Origin of the sequence: Pseudooceanicola lipolyticus (genome assembly GCF_002786325.1) — a bacterium.
Taxonomy (GTDB): Bacteria; Pseudomonadota; Alphaproteobacteria; order Rhodobacterales; family Rhodobacteraceae; genus Pseudooceanicola_C; species Pseudooceanicola_C lipolyticus.
Window position 1 is genome coordinate 15102 of the sequence record NZ_PGTB01000015.1, and the last position, 17697, is coordinate 32798.

General features: G+C 61.5%; 15 protein-coding genes. 7 read left to right on the forward strand and 8 right to left on the reverse strand.

The window, feature by feature from the left end:
* Nucleotides 1-20: 20 nt before the first annotated feature.
* Genes CVM52_RS07010 through CVM52_RS07020 form a run of 3 tightly spaced genes read right to left on the reverse strand, consistent with a single transcriptional unit; the run spans nucleotide 21 to nucleotide 3316 of the window.
* Nucleotides 21-884, reverse strand: coding sequence for a CpsD/CapB family tyrosine-protein kinase (locus CVM52_RS07010; protein WP_100161796.1), 864 nt, complete (start codon nucleotides 882-884; stop codon nucleotides 21-23).
* Nucleotides 885-924: 40 nt separating this feature from the next.
* On the reverse strand, nucleotides 925-2463 hold the full coding sequence (locus CVM52_RS07015) for a GumC family protein (RefSeq protein ID WP_172720938.1): 1539 nt from the start codon (nucleotides 2461-2463) through the stop codon (nucleotides 925-927).
* Nucleotides 2456-3316, reverse strand: coding sequence for an ExeA family protein (locus CVM52_RS07020; protein WP_100161798.1), 861 nt, complete (start codon nucleotides 3314-3316; stop codon nucleotides 2456-2458). Before CVM52_RS07020 ends, CVM52_RS07015 begins: the two co-directional genes overlap by 8 nt.
* Nucleotides 3317-3935: 619 nt before the next feature.
* Here CVM52_RS07020 and CVM52_RS07025 point away from each other — a divergent pair.
* The 7 genes from CVM52_RS07025 (at nucleotide 3936) to CVM52_RS07055 (ending at nucleotide 12294) form a co-directional block, all read left to right on the forward strand.
* A complete protein-coding gene (locus CVM52_RS07025) occupies nucleotides 3936-4625 on the forward strand; it encodes a sugar transferase (RefSeq protein WP_100161799.1) in 690 nt (229 codons plus the stop codon).
* A 109-nt stretch (nucleotides 4626-4734) separates the two neighbouring features.
* Nucleotides 4735-7149 (forward strand): tetratricopeptide repeat protein, encoded by a 2415-nt coding sequence (locus CVM52_RS07030; RefSeq protein WP_172720939.1) that lies wholly within the window; start codon nucleotides 4735-4737, stop codon nucleotides 7147-7149.
* A 33-nt stretch (nucleotides 7150-7182) separates the two neighbouring features.
* Entirely contained in the window at nucleotides 7183-8775 is a 1593-nt protein-coding gene (xrtD, locus tag CVM52_RS07035; RefSeq protein WP_100161801.1) for a VPLPA-CTERM-specific exosortase XrtD, read from the forward strand.
* A 133-nt stretch (nucleotides 8776-8908) separates the two neighbouring features.
* Nucleotides 8909-9382, forward strand: coding sequence for a glycosyltransferase family protein (locus CVM52_RS07040; RefSeq protein WP_100161802.1), 474 nt, complete (start codon nucleotides 8909-8911; stop codon nucleotides 9380-9382).
* Nucleotides 9379-9897: a glycosyltransferase gene (locus CVM52_RS07045; RefSeq protein ID WP_100161803.1), complete on the forward strand. Its 519-nt coding sequence runs from the start codon at nucleotides 9379-9381 to the stop codon at nucleotides 9895-9897. Before CVM52_RS07040 ends, CVM52_RS07045 begins: the two co-directional genes overlap by 4 nt.
* A gap of 52 nt (nucleotides 9898-9949) precedes the next feature.
* The gene (locus tag CVM52_RS07050) at nucleotides 9950-11293 is read left to right on the forward strand and encodes a nucleotide sugar dehydrogenase (protein WP_100161804.1); all 1344 of its coding nucleotides are present in this window, start codon (nucleotides 9950-9952) and stop codon (nucleotides 11291-11293) included.
* 326 nt (nucleotides 11294-11619) lie between these two features.
* A complete protein-coding gene (locus tag CVM52_RS07055; RefSeq protein ID WP_100161805.1) occupies nucleotides 11620-12294 on the forward strand; it encodes a sugar transferase in 675 nt (224 codons plus the stop codon).
* 34 nt (nucleotides 12295-12328) lie between these two features.
* Here CVM52_RS07055 and CVM52_RS07060 read toward each other — a convergent pair whose 3' ends face one another.
* The 5 genes from CVM52_RS07060 to CVM52_RS07080 all read right to left on the reverse strand — a co-directional run bounded on the left by CVM52_RS07060 (nucleotide 12329) and on the right by CVM52_RS07080 (nucleotide 17390).
* Nucleotides 12329-13357, reverse strand: a complete 1029-nt coding sequence (locus CVM52_RS07060; RefSeq protein WP_100161806.1) for an NAD-dependent epimerase/dehydratase family protein — start codon at nucleotides 13355-13357, stop codon at nucleotides 12329-12331.
* Nucleotides 13358-13375: 18 nt separating this feature from the next.
* Complete coding sequence (locus CVM52_RS07065; protein ID WP_100161807.1) at nucleotides 13376-14389, reverse strand: glycosyl transferase family 2; 1014 nt, start codon at nucleotides 14387-14389, stop codon at nucleotides 13376-13378.
* Nucleotides 14390-14401: 12 nt separating this feature from the next.
* Entirely contained in the window at nucleotides 14402-15331 is a 930-nt protein-coding gene (locus tag CVM52_RS07070) for a glycosyltransferase family 2 protein (RefSeq protein ID WP_100161808.1), read from the reverse strand.
* 158 nt (nucleotides 15332-15489) lie between these two features.
* Nucleotides 15490-16680 carry a glycosyltransferase family 4 protein gene (locus CVM52_RS07075; protein WP_240620890.1) on the reverse strand — a complete coding sequence of 397 codons (1191 nt, stop codon included), beginning with the start codon at nucleotides 16678-16680 and terminating at the stop codon, nucleotides 15490-15492.
* Nucleotides 16677-17390 (reverse strand): class I SAM-dependent methyltransferase, encoded by a 714-nt coding sequence (locus CVM52_RS07080; RefSeq protein ID WP_133119805.1) that lies wholly within the window; start codon nucleotides 17388-17390, stop codon nucleotides 16677-16679. The genes CVM52_RS07075 and CVM52_RS07080 overlap by 4 nt, the downstream gene beginning before the upstream one ends.
* Nucleotides 17391-17697: the final 307 nt, after the last annotated feature.

Consider the following 17697-nt stretch of genomic DNA (forward strand, 5'->3'; position numbering starts at 1 on the left):
GTCAGAGCCCGGCGCGCGGCTTAGTAATACTCGTTCTCATAGCCATGCGCGCCGCCGGTATAGCGGCACTGGTTCAGAACGATGCCCAGCACGTTGGTCAGCTCCGACAGCTGCCGTTCAGCAACGTCGATGCGATCCATCGGCGTATGTTCCGCCGCGGCGATCAGCAGCGCGCAATCGACCGATTGCAGAAACCCCTGGCTGTCGTCGCTGACCATCAGCGGCGGCGTGTCGAACAGCATCAGGTCGGGCTGGTACATCGCTTCCAGCTCGTCCAGCACCTCCATGGTGACCGGGCTTTGCAGCAGTTCCGACGGGTTCTGCACGCGCTCGCGGTTGAGGCCGAACACCACGTTGCCCTCATGGCAGATGCCATGTTCGGCAAAGGGCACCCGGCGTTCCAGCACGTCGGCCATGCTGTGCGCGGTCTTGTGTTCCAACAGCCGCGCCAGCCCCATGCGGCGCAGGTCGAAATCGAAGATCATCGTGCGGCGGTCGCGCATCCGGCCAAAGCTGAAGCCCAGGTTGGCGGTGACCGTCGTCTTGCCCGAACCGCTTTCGGGCGAGACCAGCGCGATACGCTTCCAATTGTTCTTGCGCGTCTGCTGAATGATCTTGGTGCGCAGCATGTCGAAGGGGATCGCGCTTTCGCCGGTGGCATAGGCAATCAGGCGATTGCGCTCCACCGTGCGATCGGACAGCTCCAGCTGGGCGAACTCGCTCCAGTTGGCAGCGACCTCGGTGGCGCTTGCCGCGCCACGCCGGGCGCGGTCACGCCCTGTTCGCGGTGCCGTGCGGGCGGCACCGGGATCGCGATAAGCGCCCGTTTCGACATCTTCGCGCTGGGTGCGCGCCTTGCTGATGGCCTGTTGCAATCTGTCCATCGTTACCACTCCGTTCCGGCCAGCAGGATCGCGACGCGCGTCACCACCGGACTCCGATTCTGTTCATGATTTTCTGGGCCAGGATATCCAGCGGCAGATAGTATTCGTGGATCGCCCATACCCCGACCGGCACCACGATCAGGATCGCGATGATCAGCGCGATCTTGCGGCTGCGCTGCACGATCATGTCATGCCGGGTGCGGGTATAAGGGATCGTCGCCATCGGCCAGACGCCCAGTTTCTTGATGATGTCTTCGGGCCGGCGCGGAGCACGGTTCAGCAGTTCCAGCAGGAACACCACCGCCACGCCCAGCATCAGGCCCAGGAAGGTGCCGCCGCCGGCAATCATCATGCGATTGGGCTTGGTCGGGCGGCTGGGCACCGTGGGCTGGTCGATGATGGTGACGCGTTCGCCCTTGGACAGCACCTCGATCTTCTCGCCGGTCGAGGCTTCGGCCTGACGGGCAACCGCGGTGTTATACTGCTGCTGCAGGTTGTTATAGCCACGCTGCAGATCTTCCAGGACGATGGCGTTCTCCGGGGTTTCGTCGATGGTCCTGCCCACCGCCTCGATCCGCGAATTCAGCCCCTCGATCTGGCCCTGCAGGGTTTCAACCCGCGCGTCGATCTCGGCCAGCCGCAGGTCCAGCGCCGAATTGCCGGTTTCCTCGGTGCCCTCGGCCTCCTGGCTTGCGCGCTCTTGCTCCACCGCTTCTTCCAGCAGACCGACCCGCGCCTGCAGCAGACGCACCTTGGGGTTGGTTGCGGAATAGACCAGCAGCGCATCCTGCAGCTCGGTCCGGGTTTCGTCCAACTGGATCTGCGTGCGGCTTTTCGGCAGGCCGGCGGCCGCGGCATCGCCGCCGGCGCTGGCGATCTCGATCAACTGCTGACGCTGGGTGCGCAGGTCGTAGATGTCACGCTCGGCCTGTTCCAGCCGGTCCTGCAGCGCCGAGCGCTGGCGCTGGCGGAAATCCAGGCTGTCGGGCAGTGCGTTGATATGCGCCTTCTTGAATTCGAGGATCTTCTCGCTCTGCGCGCTCAGCTCCTCGCTCAGACGACGCACCTCGATGTCGAAGAAATCCAGCGTATCGGTGGCGCTGCCGGTACGGATGGTCACGTCTTCCTGCTGGATCAGGCTGACATATTCGTTCAGCACGCCCGCCGCGATTTCGGCGGTCCGCGCCTCAAAGGTGATCTGCATGATCGTGGCCTGGTTGCGGCCGCCGCTGGTGCGCATCCCGGTGCGCGACCGCATCGCGTTCACGATCTCGTCGGGCGACATCTGCGACTGGTTGGGCAGCGCGTTGAACCGTTCGGCAATATCCAAGAGCACGGGCCGGGTCAGCAGCCGGTTCTGGATCACCTGCAGGCGCTCGACACTGGAGATCTGCACGGTGCTGGGGGCAAGCGAGTCGGGGATCTGCGAGGATTCCACCATCAGCCGCGCATGCGATTCAAACTCTGGCGGCAGCTTGATGGCAACGATCACCGAAACCGCGGAAACCAGCGCCGAGACAAGCACGACGATCGGCAGCCTGCGGATAAACAGGGAAAAATAGTACTGGAGTTCAGACATTGGTACGTGTCTCCTCGCGACGATCTTCGGTCCAGAAGAACGTTCCGTCATCCAGAACGGCCTGAATGCTCTCTTTCTGAACCTCACGAACATCGTCGGTCCAGCTGTAGAGCAGCCCGAAATCACATAACTGATTAATCAACCGCGGAACGCCGCCCGTGGCCTCGTAAACTAGGTCAATCGCCTCGGCCGAGAACTCCTGCCCGGAGCCGCCGGCGGTCTTCATTCTATGATGGATATACGCCCCTGTCCCCTCTCGATCCATGCGGTTGAGGTGAAAGCTGGCCGCGACGCGCTGGGCCAGCTGATTCATTCTTGGGTTGCGGATCAGATCGCGCAGTTCCGGCTGGCCCACCAGCACCAGCTGGATCAACTCGTCCTTGTTGGAGTTGATGTTGGTCAGCAGGCGCAGTTCCTCCAGCCCCTCGACCGAGACGTTCTGCGCCTCGTCGAACACCAGGATCACCCGGCGGCCCTGGGCATATTCATCGACCAGGAAATCCTGCAGGGTCTGGAAATTCTCCACATAGCTGGCCTGCTGGTCGTATTCGACGTTCAGCGCGTTCAGCACCCATTGCAGGATCTCGCCCCGATTGCCCTGGGCGTTGGACACCAGGCCGATGGTCACGCCCGGTTCGACCTGCGCCAGCAGCTTTTGCAGCAGCGTGGTTTTGCCGGCGCCGATCTCGCCGGTCAGGACGGTGATCGGTGCACGGGACATGATGCCGTATTCCAGAACGGCATAGCCCTTGCGGTGCTGTTCGGACCAGTACAGGAACTCTGGATCCGGCAAAAGTGTGAAGGGCCGCTGCTCGAGCCCGAAATATCCTAGGTAAAACTCGTTCACTGTCATCTTCTTCCGAGGGCCGGACGCGTCGCCAGACCTGTTTCTGTCCTGAGAGCCGCTGCCGGCCCGGGAATCGGGGCAAGGCGGCGCCCAAACGAACCCGCTGTCGTCTTTTTCGTACTCTTCAACCGCAAACTGAACCACTGGCAACGACCATCAAAGAGGGCGAGTGAACCCGCAAAGTTACAATCCTGTATATTTGTGGCGATTCCAAGCAACTCTCGAGCCTCCGATTGTGACTTTTGCAGATCCGCAACTTTTGGTTGATCAGTTTAAGCACCTCGGACCAGCGCAAAAACCTTGATCGGGCCAAGAATTATTGGGCCAATCGAAAATTGATTGAAATTTAACGTCTGCAATTTGCCGATCCCGGCCGAAGCAGGGCAAAATACACCCATAGGTTGCATTGGTTCACGCCCCGTCAACAATAGGCATTTCAAGGCGTAACCATCTCCCAAATAGCCCAAAATTAACCCGAATCGGTTGCCAAGAATCGGTTTTTGATCCACGGTTCAAGGCGTCGATCAGCGTAAAGTGGCCGGAATAAGGCTACATCGTCCAATCATTGAGAGTACTTTTGGGCACAGTGTTTTGGTGCTTCATCCCACGGTAGTTAGTGAGAAAAATGACGTTACAAGTGAATGATTTGGACCATCGGGACGCCACACAAGTCGTCGGTTCGTACAACAAGTCGGGGAGCGGACAACCCAATCTGTATCGCGCATTCGGGAAACGGATGCTGGATATACTCCTGGTGGGTATGGCTGCGCCTTTTGTGGTACCACTCGTCCTTGCGATGGCAGCCTTGGTGGCTTTGGACGGGCACAACCCCTTCTACCTACAGGAGCGGGTTGGCCGGAACGGCCGCGTGTTCCGAATCTTCAAGCTGCGCACGATGGTTCCCAACGCAAAAGCGATGTTGGAAACCTACCTGGCACGCGACGGCGATGCCCGCGCCGAATGGGAAGAAACGCAGAAACTGCGCCACGACCCCCGCGTCACGCGGATCGGCCAGATTCTGCGGGCAACCTCGCTGGACGAACTGCCCCAACTTCTCAATGTGCTGAAAGGCGACATGTCCCTGATCGGTCCCCGGCCGATGATGGTGGAACAGACCGATCTTTACCCCGGCTCCGCCTATTACAAACTGCGTCCCGGAATTTCCGGCTCGTGGCAGGTTTCGGACCGAAATGGTACCACTTTTGCCGCACGCGCGACATATGATACCGAATACTACCAGTCGATGTCTCTTTGGCTGGATGTAAAAATCATGGTACTCACAGTTGTTGTCGTCTTGCGGGGCACCGGGTGCTGAACCCGGTCCCGGTCTAAAAAGTCGAGTAAGTTTCGTGTCTAAAATTGGTGTGATGGGCGATGCGCCCATCCGTATATTGAATCGTTCGGGCCTGCTTCTGGCCCTTTGCATGTTTCTGCTGGTGCTTGCCGGGTGCAAAAGCTCGGAAGAGCGCGCCGAAGAGCATTATCAGAACGGGCTCGCCCTGATCGAACAGGGCGATGTCGACCGCGCGTTGGTCGAATTCCGCAATGTTTTCCGGTTGAACGGGAGCCATCGCGATGCCCGCTTTACCTATGCGCGGGTACAGCGTGACCGCGGCGCCTATAGTGACGCCTATGGCCAGTTCCTGCGCCTGATTGAACAATATCCAAACGACCTTGAAGGCCGGATCGCCCTGTCAGACATGGCGCTGGACCAGGGCAACTGGGACGACCTGGAACGCCACGCGTCACGCGCGGCATCCATTGCGCCGGACAACCTGAAGGCGCAGTCGCTGACCAACATCCTACTGTATTACAACGCCGTTCAGGACGAGGACGAGGCAACCCGCAAGCAGGCGGTGGACCAGGCCGCCAGCCTGTTGGCGCAAGACGAGTCGCTGCTTGCCTCCTATCGCGTGGTGATCGACGATCTGACCCGTCAGGCGCGTTGGGACGAGGCGCTGAAAAAGCTGGACGCCGCCATCGCCCAGTCACCGGACGATCTGTCTTTCTACCAGGGCCAACTGGCCGTGCTGTACGAGTTGGACGACACCCCGGCGATCCGCGCGATGCTGGAAGAGATCAGCCAGCGTTTCCCCGAGAACGAGGCGATCAAGCAAAGCCTGGTGGCGTTCTACGTCGAAGAACAGGATATCGATGCCGCGGAAACCTTTCTGCGGAGCGAAGCCGACAACTCGGACGAGATCGAGGAATCGGCCCGGCTGGTGATCTTCCTGCAGCAATATCGCGGCAATGATGCCGCCCGGGCGGAACTGGAACGCCTGATTGCCGACAATCGCCTGTCGCCGCTGCCGTTCCAGGCGATGCTGGCCCAGTTGAAGTTTCAGCAGGGTGATCAGGACGGCGCCATCGCGGATCTCGAAGCGGTGGTCAAAGATGGCGCACGCAATGCCGAGCTGCGCGATATCGAGGTCGACCTGGCACAGCTGCATTTCCAAAAGGGCAACCTCGTCGAGGCGCGGCGCCTGGTCGAACAGGTGCTGGACGAAGACGCCACCCACCCCGGCGCGGTCAAGCTGAAGGCCTCCTGGCTGATCCAGGACGATGTCACCGGCGATGCCATCGTGCTGCTGCGCAACGCGCTCGGCCAGTCGCCGCGCGACGCCGAGCTTCTGACCTTGATGGCGCAGGCGCATGAGCGCGAAGGCAACCGCAAGCTGATGACCGACATGCTGTCGCTGGCGGTCGATGCCTCGGGCTATGCCCCCACCGAGGCGATCCGCTATGCAAGCGCCCTGGCCTCTGATGACAAGCTGCGCGCGGCCGAAGACGTGGTGAACGACGCGCTGCGCCTGGCCCCGGGCAACACCGACCTGCTGGGTGCGCTGGGCTCCCTGTATATCCGGATGGAGAACTGGACCCGCGCCAACCGGGTGGTCGATGAGCTGATGGCCCTGGATACCGATAACGCCAAAACGCTGGCGATGAGCCTGAGAGCGCAATCGCTGTCCGGCCAGAACCGCAACGACGACCTGTTGTCGCTGCTGGAAGGCATCGCCGAGAACCCCGACACCAAGAAACTGGGCGAAAGCGCCATTTTCCGCGCCCGGCTGCTCGAAGGCGGGCCACAGTCGGCGCTGAACTATGTCGACGGTCTGCTGGCGCAAGTTCCGGGTGATGCCGATTATCAGTTCCTGCGTGCCGGCGCGCTGGCCATGCTGAACCGTACTGACGAGGCCGAAACCATCTTTCGCAAACTTGCCTCGGATCAGCCCGACAGCACCGGCGTGTGGATCGCGCTGTACCGGCTGAAGCTGATCCTGGGCGAGCCCGACGCCGCGGCAGAGGTGCTGCAGGAAGCGCTGCAGGCGCTGCCCGACAACCCGGCCCTGCGCATGGTGCTGGCCGATCAGTCGCAGGCATCGGGCCAGTTCGAGGATGCGATCGCCATCTATGCCGCGCTCTACGAAGACAATCCAAGCTCGCTGGTGGTGGCCAACAACCTGGCCAGCCTGCTGGCCGATCAGCGCAGCGATGCCGCCAGCCTGCAACGGGCCCATACCATCGCCCGCCGGTTCCGCGATGCCGAGATACCGGCGCTGCAGGACACCTATGGCTGGATTGCCTACCGCATGGGGAACTATGCCGAGGCGCTGCCTTATCTGGCAGGCGCGGCCGAGGGCCTGCCCGAGGACCAGCGGGTGCAGTATCACTATGGTGCGGCCCTTGCCGCCGCCGGACAACGGGACGCGGCCCTGGCGCAGCTGAACCGCACCGCCGAGGCAATTGCCAGCCAGCCGCAACCCCCCGAATTTGCCGGCGCGCTGCAGGCCGAGATCGACAAGCTGACCCAGGCCAGTGCCGCGCAACCGCAGGATTGACGCGGCTTAAGGCCGAGCCAGAAACGGACGCTGATGGAAAAGACCTTTGACAGCCCCAAAGCGACGCTGCCGGCCACCGATCTGGCCGGGCTGAGCATCTTCACCTTCGCGGTGGTCGCGGCGGTGCCGGTGTTCTGGCTCGGCCTTACTTCGCTGGCCAGCGCCTGGACCACGCCGGAATACAGCCACGGGCCGCTGATCCCGCTGATCTCGCTCTACCTGTTCCTGCGCGAATTGCGGCACCGACCGCTGCCCGACCTCCGCGTCACCGACCGCTGGCCCGGCGTGCTGGTGATGGGCTTGGCCCTGCTGCTCGGCATCTTCGGCAATCTGACCCGCATTCCCGATATCGTGACCTATGCGATCATCATCTGGATCGGCGGGCTGGTGCTGGCGGTGTTCGGCTGGCAACGCGGCCGCACCCACCAGTTGCCGGTGCTGCACCTGGTCTTCATGCTGCCGCTGCCCCAGTTCGTTTACTGGAAACTGACGGTCTTCCTGCAATGGGTCTCGTCGGTTCTGGGCGTGTGGTTTGTCAGCCTGGCCGGCGTGCCAGTCTACCTGGAAGGCAACGTGATCGACCTGGGCATTTACAAGCTGCAGGTGGCCGAGGCCTGTTCCGGCCTGCGCTATCTGTTCCCGATCCTGTCCTTTTCCTATCTCTTCGCGATCCTCTATCGCGGCCCGTTCTGGCACAAGGCGGTGCTGCTGCTGTCGGCGGCGCCGCTGACCGTGTTCATGAATTCGGTCCGCATCGGCGTGATCGGCATCCTGGTCGACCGGTACGGCATCGAACAGGCCGAAGGTTTCCTGCATTTCTTCGAGGGTTGGGTGATCTTCCTCATCTGCGTCGCGCTGCTGTTCGGGCTGGCGATGCTGCTGCAATACATGGCGCCGAACCCCAAGCCGCTGAGCGAGGTGATCGACCTGGATTTCGAAGGTTTCGGCCGCATCTCGGCCCGGATCCTGGCCATCCGCCCCTCGCTGGCGCTGGCGGTGGGCGGGCTGCTGACGCTGGCCGCATCGGTGGGCTGGATGACCATGGGTAATATCCAGGGGCGCGAGATCGACCGCACACCCTTCGCGATCTACCCGCTGACGGTGGGGGATTGGCGCGGTTCGACCTATCGGTTGGACGAAGATGTGGAATCCGTGCTGGCCGCCTCGGACTATCTCAACGCCGCCTATGTCAACCTCGACGACGGCAGCAATGTCAGCCAGTTCGTCGCCTTCTACGAAAGCCAGACCGAAGGCAGCGGCATACACTCGCCCGAGGTTTGCCTGCCGGTGGGCGGCTGGGAAATCTTCAGCCTCGAACCCTATCAGGTGGACATGACCGGCACTGCCTATGGCACCTTCACGCTGAATCGCGCGGTGATCCAGAAAGGAGTTTCGCAACAGCTGGTCTATTACTGGTTCGAACAGCGCGGCAAACGCTTTGTCAACGACTTCAAGGCCAAGGCCTCGGTGATCGTCGACAGCTTGCGGATCGGCCGTACCGACGGCGCCCTGGTGCGCTTTATCACCCCCATCGGCGAAGATGAAACACCCGAAGCCGCCGATGCCCGCCTGCAGTCGTTCATGCGCCAGTCGCTGCCCAGCCTGCCGCGTTTTGTACCGCTTTAGAGAAACCAGAAACCCAATCGGGGCCTTGCGTTTATGCCGCAAGTGACCTTAACAGAACCTGGCTTGCTGTGAGCCGTACAACCCGCCAGAGGCTGATGCTATTGTTCGAAACTCTGACAAAGGCGCGCTGACCATGTCACAGACCCGAGTCATGGCCGTCGCTTCGGCGGGGGGGCACTGGGTGCAGTTGCTGCGGCTGCGTCCCGCCTGGAAGGGCATGGATGTCACCTATGTTTCGACCGATCCGGGCCTGAACGCGATGCTGGCCGAGAAATGCGGCCCCGAAAACGGCTGGCGCTTCTTCGCCGTGGTCGAGGCCAACCGCTGGACCAAGCTGCGGCTGGTGCGTCAACTGTTTCAACTGCTGCGGATCGTGCTCAAAACACGCCCCGATGTGATCGTCACCACCGGCGCGGCGCCGGGCTATTTCGCGATTCGGATCGGCAAGCTGCTGGGCACGCGCACGATCTGGGTGGACAGTATCGCCAATGCCGAGGAATTGTCGCTGTCCGGTGAACAGGTCGGTCATCACGCCGATCTGTGGCTGACGCAGTGGAGCCACCTTGCCCGGCCCGATGGACCTGACTATCGGGGCTCGGTCATATGATTTTTCTGACCGTCGGAACGCAGGGGCCGTTCGACCGGCTGACCAGGGCGGTGGACGCCTGGTGCGCAGCCGGCACCGGACCCGAGATCTTCGGCCAGATCGGCGCATTGTCGCACGGGAATTACAAGCCGCGGCATTTTGAATGGGTCGAACGTTTGTCGCCGCATGATTTCGACGAACGCTTTGCCCAGGCCGAACTGATCGTGTCCCATGCCGGCATGGGGTCGATCATCTCGGCGCTGCAGGCCGGCAAACAGATCGTGATCATGCCGCGGCGCACCCATCTGCGCGAGCACCGCAATGACCATCAGGTCGCCACGGTACAGAAAATGGCCGACCGGTCGGGCGTGCATGTCGCCCAGGACGAAAATCAGATTGCCGCCTGTATCGAACAGGCCCTGGAACGGATCGCCACCCCCTCCAATCAGCGGATTGGCGAATTTGCCGACGAAACCCTGATCGATGCCCTAAGGACATTCATCCTGGGAAAGCAGGAACGGGCGCCCCGAACCTGACTTCGGAGCGCCCGGACCAGACAGACGAGCCGAAGAACACCCGTAAACCCGCATGACCGCGACATCGCCCCCCCTGGCACCCCTGCTGGAGAAGCTCGACAGACGCAGCGCCCATGTCGGGGTGATCGGGCTGGGCTATGTCGGCCTGCCGCTGGCGGTAACCTGCGCCCAGCGCGGGTTGCACGTCACCGGTTTTGACATCGACCCGCCAAAGATCGACAAGCTGCGCAACGACGACAGCTATATCGACGCGGTGGACCCGGCCGAGTTGCGCAGGCTGAACACCGGTGGGCGCACCCGCTGGACCTCGGATTTTTCGGCACTTGCCGAAATGGATGTGATCGTCATCTGCGTGCCGACGCCGCTGTCCAAGAACCGTGATCCGGATCTGTCCTTTGTCGCCACGACCGCAGAAACCATTGCCCGGTACATTCGGCCCGGCAGCTTGGTGGTGCTTGAATCCACCACCTATCCCGGCACCACCATCGAATTGCTGAAACCGATCCTGGAAAAATCCGAGCTGGTCTGCGGGCAGGATATTTTCCTTGGGTTCTCGCCCGAACGGGAAGACCCCGGCAACGCCACCTATCGCACCGCAACCATCCCGAAAATCGTTGCGGGCGACGGTGACGATGCGCGGCAGGCGGTCACCGCCTTCTACCGGATCGCGGTCGACAATGTCGTGCCGGTGTCGACGACGCAGACCGCCGAAGCAGTGAAAATCACCGAGAATATCTTTCGCGCGGTCAATATCGCGCTGGTCAACGAGTTGAAGGTGATCTTCGACGCGATGGGGATCGACATCTGGGAGGTGATCGACGGCGCGGCGACCAAGCCGTTTGGGTTCATGCCGTTTTATCCCGGTCCCGGCCTGGGCGGACACTGTATCCCGATCGACCCGTTCTATCTGACCTGGAAGGCGCGCGAATACGATCTGACCACGCGGTTCATCGAACTGGCGGGCGAGATCAATTCGAACATGCCGCAATATGTCGTGTCTCGCCTGCGGGAGGTGCTGGACCGGGCGACGGGCAAGGGGCTGAGCCAATCGCATATCCTGATCGTTGGCATGTCCTACAAGAAGAATGTCGCGGATATGCGCGAAAGCCCCTCGGCCCGCCTGATGGAGCTTTTGCTGGACCAGGGCGCGCAGGTCGATTTTCTGGACCCGCATGTCGCCACGATTCCGCCGATGCGAGCCTATCCGCAGCTGCTGAACCGCAGCGCGATTGCACCGGATCAAGTTGCCGCCGCCGGGTTTGACGCCATCCTAATCGCCACCGACCATGACGCGATCGACTATGCCGCGCTGACCGCGCTGAACATCCCGATCATCGACACCCGCAACGCGATCGCCCGGCGGGATCTTGCCATGGACAACGTCACCAAGGCCTGAATTTCGTTCGCCACGCGCAGGCGCCGTTGCGGTGCTCGGCGAGCAACTCCGCCAGAACGTTGAGCTTTTTTCACTCAATTCAATGCATGGTTGTTCCGGGGTGGCGCCTAATCGGGCAATGCGGTCAAGCTGCCTCAATTCTGCCACAATCGAAAGGAAATGCGGCCATTTTGCGTTTGCAGCAAGGCCGGATGATGGTACCTGTTCGGCATTAAGGTCCGTAACGTAAACTCTGCCAATTTAAGTGTTACGGTTGCCAGTTTTTGGGGGGTTAAGACACAGGCGTGATGTATCGAGCAGCGGCGTGTCTTTAGAAGGACTATTTTATGACGGTTCCTTTTCGTGAAGCGTACAAAACCAAATCGTCCATTGTCGAACATCCGAATTATCCGACGGGGTTTTACCGTGCCCGTGGAAAGCGTTTTCTTGATCTGATAATTATCTTTGCGTCACTTCCCTTTGTTCTGCCAATGATCGCCCTGCTGGTGCTGGTGGTGGCGCGCGATGGCGGCCAGCCCTTCTTCACGCAAAAGCGTGTCGGGCGGCACGGTCGCACCTTCCGGATGGTCAAGCTGCGGTCGATGGTGCCAGATGCCGAAGCTCAGCTGCAGGCCTATCTGGAACAGAACCCGCAGGCGCGCGAAGAATGGAACCGGACGCAGAAACTGAAATCCGATCCGCGCATCACTCGGGTCGGCCGCTTTCTGCGCCGGTCGTCGCTGGATGAACTGCCGCAGCTGTGGAACGTGCTGAAGGGCGACATGTCCCTGATCGGTCCGCGCCCGATGATGATCGACCAGGTCAAACTGTATCCGGGCGATGCCTATTTCAGCCTGCGGCCGGGCATCACCGGTCCCTGGCAGGTGTCCGAGCGCAACGAAACCGAATTTGCAGATCGCGCCCGGTTTGATTCCGGCTATCTTAAAGAACTGTCGTTCCGGACCGATTTGAACATCCTGGTCCGCACCTTCGGCGTGGTGATGCGCTGCACCGGCTATTGATCGCACGCCGCCGCGCGCGGCGCCCGGTCAGGCCTTATGCGGCCTGTCTGGCAGGTGGGGGCAGATCGCCGCTGGCCCGATAGGCGGCGATGATATCGACGATTTCGCCGGCAAAATCGGTTCGCGGTTCGTAGCCCAGCAACTTGCGAGCCTTTGAAATGTCGAAGGCGCGGTTTTTCAGAAAGAACGACACCCGGCGCGGGAACAGCGGCGGTTCGATGCCAAAGGGCTTGCACACCGCCTCGGTCACATGCGCCAGCGCCATGATCGGCCCCACGGGCAAATGCAGCTTGGGTTCGGGCACCTCCAAGGCCTTGGCGATCTGGTGCACGTCCTGTTTCAGCGTGCTGTATTCCTTGCCCGCGATCAGGAACGCTTCGGCATTCAGCTCGTCCTTGAGCATCCCCAGTTCGAAGGCGCGTGCCAGGTCGCGAACGTCCAGCCAATGCGTCAGGGCCTCGCCCTTGCCGATATAGAAGAACTTGCCGTTGGCGACCATCTTGAACAGTTTCAGGATGCGCGTATCGCCCGGCCCGTAGATCATTGCCGGGCGGATGATCACGCCACGGATCTTTTCCTGTTCGAAACAGGACATGACGATCTTTTCGCCCTCCAGCTTCGACACCTGATAGGCATCGCTGGGATTGAAGGGCGCGGTCTCGTCCGCGGGCGGGTTGGCAATATGGCTGTGCACGCCATTGGTCGAACAATGGACAAAGCGTTTCACCCCGGCGGCAATCGCCGCGTCCAGGATGTTGCGGACGCCCTGCACGTTGACTTCGTCAAAGGCGCTGTCAGGCACGCCGGCGGTGCGGAACAGCGCCGCGATATGATAGATGCCATGCACGCCCGCCACCGCCGCGTTCAGCGTGTCGGGTTTCTGCAGGTCGGCGATCACCACCTCTTCGACCAGATCGCGCAGCGGTTCGGCCTGTTCCGGCTTGCGCACCATGATGCGCAGGCGCTGGCCCTGGGCCGCAAGGTGGCGCACCAGGTGCGACCCGACAAAACCGGCCGCCCCGGTCACAAGATAAAGGGGGCTGGCGCCCGTGGCCTCGGTCATTCTGCGATGCCTGCCTTCTCAATCGTCATCCGTCTGCGGGATCTCGCGCGCGGTCTTGCCGTCGCCCTTGATGATCTTGCTGACCTTGTACTGCTTGATCTGGCGGCTGTTGGAGAAAATGATGATTTCGCCCACCAGGCCCAGTGCGATGATCTGCACGCCCAGCACGATCATCAGCACGCTGAAGATCAGCGCCGGACGGTCGGCAAGCGGCACATCCAGGAACAGGCGTCCGAACAGCAACGCCGCGGTATAGATCGCGCCGATGAGGAAGATCGGCAGGCCGATCGAACCGAAAAAGCGCAGCGGGCGATACAGGAACTTCAGCACCACGAACAGCGTCACCGCGTCGAACAATGCCCGCAGGTGGCCCATCGGCTTGAACACGAATTTCGGCGCCTCAACCTCGCCGGAATAGGCTTTGACCTGCGATTCCGTCACCCGATACCCGCGCGAGGCGGCGATCACCGGGATAAAGTGCTGGCGCACCCCAAAGCCGCCGATTTCTTCCAGAACATCCCGGCGGCACAGGCGGACGCGGCAGAACACGTCCGAAACGGTATGGCCGAAGAACAGGCGGAACGATCGCTGCATCAGCGCCTGGCGGGTGCCGCCGATCGGCTGGTTGTCGCGGGCGCAGACCACCATGTCCTGCCCGTCGATCGCGTCGAACAGCTTGTTCAACTCTTCCGGCGCCAGTTCCGGCCATTCCGGCAGGGTCAGGACCAGATCGCCCTTGGCCCGCTTGTAGGCGGTGGCCAATTCGCCATCTTCGCCACTCCATGGGCGGCGTTCGAATACCGTCAGCTCCGGCCAATCGGCGGTCAGCTTGGACAAGCCGGCCAGCGCCTCGGTGGCATCCGGGTTGGTCATGCACAGAATTTCATAGGACAGGTCGAGCCCGTCCAGCACGACGCGATAGGTCTTGATCGCCTCGGCCGCCTTGGGATTGCGCGATACGGCGACAACAACCGACAGCTTCATCGCCGCTTCGGTATCGCCCTTGATGGGGTGCACATTTGTGGCCTGCATCGAAAAAATTCCTTACTGTAGAACTTTCTGGGAAGATGGAAACTGCGGCGGTTCCAGCTTGCCCTTCGATTGGAAGATAACCGCGGCGACGAGTCCGACGAGGAACACGAAGACAGCCAGCGAGACGAACAGAAGAAATACAGCGGTTTCGACGACCCGGTAATCGCCATCGGTCTGCACCATCAAAAAGGTCAGAAGGCCGGCGATCAGGCTCACCAGGCTGATGCCGGCAAAGGTCTTCAGCGGCGCCCGCGCAAAGATCAGCAGCGTCTTGATGGTCAGCAGATCGACAATCACCTTCAAGACCCGCGACAATCCGTATTTGGATTCGCCGAATTGCCGGGCGTGGTGGCGCACGCCGACCTCGGCAATGCGCGCGCCCAGCGGAATGGTCATCGCCGGGATGAAACGGTGCATGTCGGAATAAAGCGGCACGCGTTTGATCACGTCGGCGCGGTACACTTTCAGCGAACAGCCATTGTCGCGGATCGGCAGGCGGGTGACCTTGCCGATCAGCTTGTTGGCGAACATCGAGGGCAGCTTGCGCGACAGCCACTTGTCCTGCCGGTTCATCCGCCAGCCGACAACAAGGTCAAAGCCTTCCTCCAGCTTGGCGATCATCATCGGGATGTCTTTGGGATCGTTCTGCAGGTCGCCATCCATGGTGACCAGGAACTCGCCATTGGCAAATTCGATGCCGGCGCTCATCGCCGCGGTCTGGCCGCTGTTGCGCTGGAAACGCAGCACCTGGATGCGCGGATCCTTGGCGACAATCGCGGTGGCGCGCGGGATGGTTTCGTCGCTGCTGCCGTCATCGACCAGCAGCACTTCGAAACTGCGGTTCATCGGCTCCAGCGCCTCGACGATGGCACTGCACAGCGGACCGACGCTGTCTTCCTCGTTGAAGACAGGAACGATCACTGAAATGTCGACCTGAGCCATGAATACAGTCCTTTCGCCTCGTCCGGGCGCCACCCTTGACGACTTTCTTGATGCTGCGTCGCCGCGATGATGATCAAGAGAATTCGCCTTAAACGGTCATAGACCCCAATTTATGTCCAACTTTAGTGCCCAATACGGCCCGGGCACAGCCAATTGTTTCAAGTTGCACCCGCGGCAGACGCCCGGCGCCGCAACCGCGGGATAATCTCGTTCTCCAGAAATCCGGTCAGCTTGCGCCGATAGGCCGCCGGGCTGAATTCGGCCCGCACCCGTTCGGCCGCCTGCCGTGCCAGCCGGTCGCGCAGGTCCGGATCGGCCAGCAGCGCGCTGATGCCCCGGGCCATATCCTCGGCGGTGGGGTCGACCAGCATGGCGATATCGTCGTCCAGCACCTGGGTATGGGTCGGCAGTCGCGTCGCCAGCAGCGGGCGGCCACTGTCGAGGTAGGAATAGACCTTCATCGGCGTGTTGCGCCCCTGGGTACGGGGCGAGGCAACGATGGTGGCCTGCGCCATGTACCGCGCGATTTCCTCCACCGGGCGCGGCCCGGTAAAGGTGATCTTGTCCCCGGCGCCGGTACGGTCGGCAAGCGCGCGATGAGTCTCGATGGTGTCCGGCGTGCCGCCGATCACCACCAGATGCGCCTCGGTGCCGTCGGCCACCGCCTTGGCAAACCCTTCGATCAGCAGGCCGACCCCCTGATAGCCTTCCAGATTGCCGATATACATCAGCACCGGTGATTCATAGGACCAGCCTTCGGGCGGCGCGGTTTCGGCGTCGAACTCGACCAGGCTGACATCTTCCAACGTCTGCACCGGCAGGGTCGGGGCATAATCGCGCACGATATCGCCCAGCGCCTGACAGCAGGGGATCGCACCGATGCTGCCGCGCACAGCCGTCCGTTCGGCCGCGGTCAGCGCCGTGTTCAGCCAGGACGGCAGGCCGAACTTGTCGTTGATCTGTTCGGGGATCGAACTGTCGATGTCATAGATATAGGGCACCCGGAAGAACGGCTTCAGCACCAGCGTCATGAACGCCGCCTCTTCCACCGCGATCACCAGATCATAGCGATGGCGCAGCAGCCGCCAGGCCAGCATCGGGAACATCGCCGCATCGACCAGAAGCTTTTTCAGCGAGAACCCGGGCGGCATGCCCTTGGTGCCGGGAACGCGCGGCGCGCGGATCACCTGCACATTGGGCAGGTCCACGTCCTCGCCCTCGGGGAAGACGATGGCATCACAGCGATGCCCGGCCTCGCCCAGCGATTGCAACAGCATACGCACTGCAATCGGGGTTCCGCGCTGGATGAAGAACGGTTGTGGGGCAACAACCAGTATCTTCAGACTCATTTGGGTAACCTCTGGGCTCGAATAATCACCGGATTACCCATGCGCGACGCAAACGGCGAAAATATGGCCTCACTGGCACGCGAGATTGGCACGTTCTTGATAAAACGGTGAAACGCCATCGGCACCACGAACTGGCCGACATGGGCATCCGGGTCGAAGCCATTGTCGCGAAAGGCGGTGGTGACCGCCTTATGCGGCAGCCGCGTATAGGTGCGCGTGTCGGTCTCGATCGCCTTCTTCAGCCCGAAGAGAAGCGGATACAACCGGTGAATGCCGCTGACCAACGGGAAATCGACGATCACCGCCTTGCGGGCCACCCGGCAGGCCGAGGCCAGGAAAAGCTCCCAATCGGCGACATGCGCCATCATCCGCATCGCGATCACGATATCATAGCTATGGTCGGGTTGTTCCAGCTGCTCGACGCTGCCCAACACGTAGGGAGCGGTGCCGCCGCTGACCCGGTTCAGCCGTGCGGCGGCCTCTTCGCAACTGACCAGGGCAGTCACCTCGCGGCCCTGCGCCATCAGATGCGGCGTAACCTGCGCATGGCCGCCGCCGACATCCAGAATGGTGCCGCCCCCGACATCACGCAGCAGGTCGTCAATGGCCTGTGTCTGCACCGACAACATCCATTCACCCGCGGTGCCGGCGAATCGCTTGGCATAATCCTCGGTCGAGGACACGATATCGGGGGATGTGGAAACGGACACGGGCTGCAGGTCGGACTGGGGCGTTTCTCGATACAATTCACTCACCACATACAAGACAACAGAAACACATTCGCGACGCCCCGCCAATTATGCCGGATGCTTGTTTTCCGGGCAGGATATCACGCTAAAAAACGGCTTCGGGCTATCCCGGTTGGCCCTTAAAATCAATAAAAAAGGTTTTTTGCGCCCAGACGATTGCCTATGCCGGAACTCGAACATTCAATATCCAAGCCAGGTGCGTGCCGTCGCGGCAATTCTGCCCGATTCTGCAGCGTCACCAGGTCCGGGGCAGCCGCCAGGGACCGAG

Coding starts and splice junctions, on each gene's coding strand:
- CVM52_RS07010 (WP_100161796.1), bottom strand. CDS start 884: ATGGACAGATTGCAACAGGCCATCAGCAAGGCGCGCACCCAGCGCGAA.
- CVM52_RS07015 (WP_172720938.1), bottom strand. CDS start 2,463: ATGTCTGAACTCCAGTACTATTTTTCCCTGTTTATCCGCAGGCTGCCG.
- CVM52_RS07020 (WP_100161798.1), bottom strand. CDS start 3,316: ATGACAGTGAACGAGTTTTACCTAGGATATTTCGGGCTCGAGCAGCGG.
- CVM52_RS07025 (WP_100161799.1), top strand. CDS start 3,936: ATGACGTTACAAGTGAATGATTTGGACCATCGGGACGCCACACAAGTC.
- CVM52_RS07030 (WP_172720939.1), top strand. CDS start 4,735: ATGTTTCTGCTGGTGCTTGCCGGGTGCAAAAGCTCGGAAGAGCGCGCC.
- xrtD (WP_100161801.1), top strand. CDS start 7,183: ATGGAAAAGACCTTTGACAGCCCCAAAGCGACGCTGCCGGCCACCGAT.
- CVM52_RS07040 (WP_100161802.1), top strand. CDS start 8,909: ATGTCACAGACCCGAGTCATGGCCGTCGCTTCGGCGGGGGGGCACTGG.
- CVM52_RS07045 (WP_100161803.1), top strand. CDS start 9,379: ATGATTTTTCTGACCGTCGGAACGCAGGGGCCGTTCGACCGGCTGACC.
- CVM52_RS07050 (WP_100161804.1), top strand. CDS start 9,950: ATGACCGCGACATCGCCCCCCCTGGCACCCCTGCTGGAGAAGCTCGAC.
- CVM52_RS07055 (WP_100161805.1), top strand. CDS start 11,620: ATGACGGTTCCTTTTCGTGAAGCGTACAAAACCAAATCGTCCATTGTC.
- CVM52_RS07060 (WP_100161806.1), bottom strand. CDS start 13,357: ATGACCGAGGCCACGGGCGCCAGCCCCCTTTATCTTGTGACCGGGGCG.
- CVM52_RS07065 (WP_100161807.1), bottom strand. CDS start 14,389: ATGCAGGCCACAAATGTGCACCCCATCAAGGGCGATACCGAAGCGGCG.
- CVM52_RS07070 (WP_100161808.1), bottom strand. CDS start 15,331: ATGGCTCAGGTCGACATTTCAGTGATCGTTCCTGTCTTCAACGAGGAA.
- CVM52_RS07075 (WP_240620890.1), bottom strand. CDS start 16,680: ATGAGTCTGAAGATACTGGTTGTTGCCCCACAACCGTTCTTCATCCAG.